This window comes from Pseudomonadota bacterium, assembly GCA_026388255.1.
Classification (GTDB): Bacteria; Desulfobacterota; Syntrophorhabdia; order Syntrophorhabdales; family Syntrophorhabdaceae; genus JAPLKB01.
This window is the reverse complement of sequence record JAPLKC010000004.1, coordinates 1-2,952: the sequence shown is the minus strand read 5'-3', so window position 1 is coordinate 2,952 and position 2,952 is coordinate 1. Positions and strand designations below refer to the sequence as shown.

Genomic DNA, 2,952 nt, shown 5'->3' with positions numbered 1-2,952 from the left:
TGCATTGGTTAAGAAATAGCCGGTTGCGTATCGAAACGAGTCTGACGAAGAGAAGTATGGGGCGCTTCCAATACGTTCCCTATGCCCTACCCCCAGATCACACCGCATCCCCAGGATAGGGCTTTTCAATATGCTTACTCCATATGTCCTCCGGCGTATTCAGCTCCAATAAGGTATCTGACAGCGGCTGCCCGCCATTCCAAAAATGATATTTCTGGTCAGCACTAAAGGGAATGATCATGGTTCCAGTATGGTCGATGTAAGGGATGCCTTTATTGGTCATGCTATTGATGGTCCTCTTTCTTGATTTTTTTGTCGGCGAGATCTCGGAACGAGAGTATATTAAAAATATCGGCTGAGGTCAAAAGAAAAAGCCCCTGAATCAAATGCAGATAGGGGCTTGGTCAGGGGATGGAGTTAAAGTGTGAGAAGACGAACTTGAGTTGACAGTTAGTTGTAAAAGGTGGTCAGATTACCTCCTGGATTGTTAGCAGCAATCAAATTCAAGGAGGAAAAAAATCATGACCACCCAGGAAAAGCTTATCAGAAAAAAGCAGAGTTTAATAGAGCTGGCTGAATATCTTCAGAACGTCTCTCAAGCCTGCAAGATCAATGGTGTATCACGTCAGCATTTCTACGATATCAAAAAGACCTATGAAGAGTATGGATTAGAGGGCCTCCGTGAGAAGAGTAGGAGGAAGCCTTGTCTTAAGAACCGCGTAGCGCCGGAAGTTGAAGATGCCGTTCTGAATATGGCTTATGAGTATCCTGCATATGGCCAGGCCAGGGCATCCAATGAGTTGAGAAAAGATGGGATATTGGTATCTGGCGGTGGAGTAAGAAGCATTTGGCTTCGCCATGGATTGGAGACTTTCAAGAAGCGATTGAATCTACTCGAAGAGAAAGCTGCCCAAGAAGGTATTGTTTACACGGAAGCGCAGCTTGTGGCTCTGGAAGTAGCCAAGAAAGAGCGGGAATCCCATCCAGATGAGATTGAAACGGCCCATCCCGGATATCTAATTAGTCAGGATACTTTCTATGTAGGCTATTTAAAGGGTGTCGGGCGTATTTATCAACAGACTGTCATTGACACCTATTCCTCGGTCGCCTTTGCCAAGGTTTACACGGCCAAAGTTCCTGTTACGGCAGCCGACATTCTCAACGACAGTGTTCTTCCTTTCTTTGAAGACCATTATATCCCGGTTCTAAGGGTTTTGACGGATCGTGGGACGGAATATTGCGGATCTGCGGATAAGCATCCCTATCAGCTTTATTTGCAGCTTAATGATATTGAACATACGAAGACCAAGGTAAAGAGCCCACAGACGAATGGCATTTGCGAGAGACTCCATCAAACGATCCTGAACGAGTTCTACCGAGTTGCCTTTCGCAAAAAGCTATACTCCGATATAGATACCTTGCAAATGGACCTTGATGCGTATATGGAAAAATATAACCTTATGAGAACCCATCAGGGAAAACGCTGCCAGGGAAGGACTCCCATGGATACGTTCCTTGATGGCAGAAAGTATTTTGAAGAGAAAAATCTGGATAAGAAGTTAGCGGCATAAACCCGCTTACAATCCGGAGGATCTGGCCACTGTCAAATCAAGTCTCGTTCAGGACAGTTAAAGCTTTACGGAACCTCGCCATTTACCAGACACATAAGGATGTCAGCTTCCGGTGTCTTCAAATCCTTTACATCTTTCTTCTCTTTTTCTTTTTGCATATGCATTCTCCTCTTTCTCTTTGGTGATCACTGTTTCTGCTGGAGATGGCCTCAGTGAAAAAAAAAGTAAAGGCGGTGTCTAACCAACCACCGCCCTTAACTTTGAGAGAGGCAGGGTTTTCATATCATCCGTCATGGCTACCTCTCTCGACTCCCTCTGCCGTTGTGGCAGACCTTATGTATTCTCGGGGCTATCAGCCTTTCTTGTATTGACTGCCGTTGTGGCAGACCTTATGTATTCTCGGGACTATCAGCCTTTCTTGTATTGATAAGGCGTAGCCATCGGGTCAACCCAACCCCTGAATGCTTTCTTTTCCTTCTTCATGATCCTTGCCTCCTCTCTCTTAAGTTAAGAATCGTTATCGTGGTGGCATTAACACACAACGTTGTCCACTAAGGTTGATTCGTAGCACTCGATTTCCTGTTTCCCCAGTACTTTCTCGCTCTTGTCTTGCAGTTTCTTTTCTCCGGGTTTTGCTGTCTTTATCATGGTCTTTATCTCCTCTCTCTAAAGTTAAGACTCGTTATCTTTGTTATCTACCTGGTTTCAAACGGGGTGCACATTGGGTCTTTTGATACGGTTTATAATCCTTTGAGACCTGCCATATGATGACGGCTGGTCCTGTTTCTCTCTATCGTTTTCCCCAAGATGTCTCTCTGAGGACTGAATTCGATTCTTTCGTTGCTGGTGGTCGTCATGGCCTTTATGTCTCCTCTTCTCTTTCTTTCGGCCCTAAGATAATCTCTAAGGCAATTTTTAACAATCAGGGGAAGGATGAATATGGGATGAGAAATGGGCGTTTATATGGATCAGGATATTTGATGTTGGAGATCAGGCTTTGTCTGATAGGGGAACGGCATTACGGAAGAGATTCGATTACCCATGGGGATGTCGGCGCGTGCTGCAACCGGGATCATGGAAATAAGCGTTGAAAGAATTTATCTGCTGTCACGAATTTCATTTCCCATCGTTTCGTTCAAGCAATTTTAAAGCTTCATTAAAAAAGCATCCATCATCCGGCCTGAAAATCATCGCCCTGCCCTACTTTGTTTTCATTTATATCTATCCATAACATGCACTTACGATACGTCCAAGTTCACTTCATACGACTTGGCACGCTTTACGCAATGTATAAAGTCAAACGAAACAAATAAAAAAATAGACATAGGAGGACACAGATCATGAAAAAGACATTAGGAACGATGGTAGCGGCAATGGTGGT

Annotated in this window: 3 protein-coding genes; 2 read left to right on the top strand and 1 reads right to left on the bottom strand. The window is 44.4% G+C overall.

The window, feature by feature from the left end; all coding sequences use genetic code 11:
- Nucleotides 1-97: 97 nt before the first annotated feature.
- Nucleotides 98-283 carry a hypothetical protein gene (locus NT178_00090; protein ID MCX5810937.1) on the bottom strand — a complete coding sequence of 62 codons (186 nt, stop codon included), beginning with the start codon at nt 281-283 and terminating at the stop codon, nt 98-100.
- Between the two features lie 238 nt (nt 284-521).
- On the opposite strand from NT178_00090, the gene NT178_00085 reads away from it, so the two are divergent.
- Nucleotides 522-1,571 (top strand): IS481 family transposase, encoded by a 1,050-nt coding sequence (locus NT178_00085; GenBank protein MCX5810936.1) that lies wholly within the window; start codon nt 522-524, stop codon nt 1,569-1,571.
- A gap of 764 nt (nt 1,572-2,335) precedes the next feature.
- Nucleotides 2,336-2,662 carry a hypothetical protein gene (locus tag NT178_00080; protein ID MCX5810935.1) on the top strand — a complete coding sequence of 109 codons (327 nt, stop codon included), beginning with the start codon at nt 2,336-2,338 and terminating at the stop codon, nt 2,660-2,662.
- Nucleotides 2,663-2,952 lie beyond the last annotated feature (290 nt).

What these genes read in the sequence shown, in the direction of transcription:
- NT178_00080 (MCX5810935.1), top strand. Translation starts at nt 2,336, where the DNA reads ATGATGACGGCTGGTCCTGTTTCTCTCTATCGTTTTCCCCAAGATGTC.
- NT178_00085 (MCX5810936.1), top strand. Translation starts at nt 522, where the DNA reads ATGACCACCCAGGAAAAGCTTATCAGAAAAAAGCAGAGTTTAATAGAG.
- NT178_00090 (MCX5810937.1), bottom strand. Translation starts at nt 283, where the DNA reads ATGACCAATAAAGGCATCCCTTACATCGACCATACTGGAACCATGATC.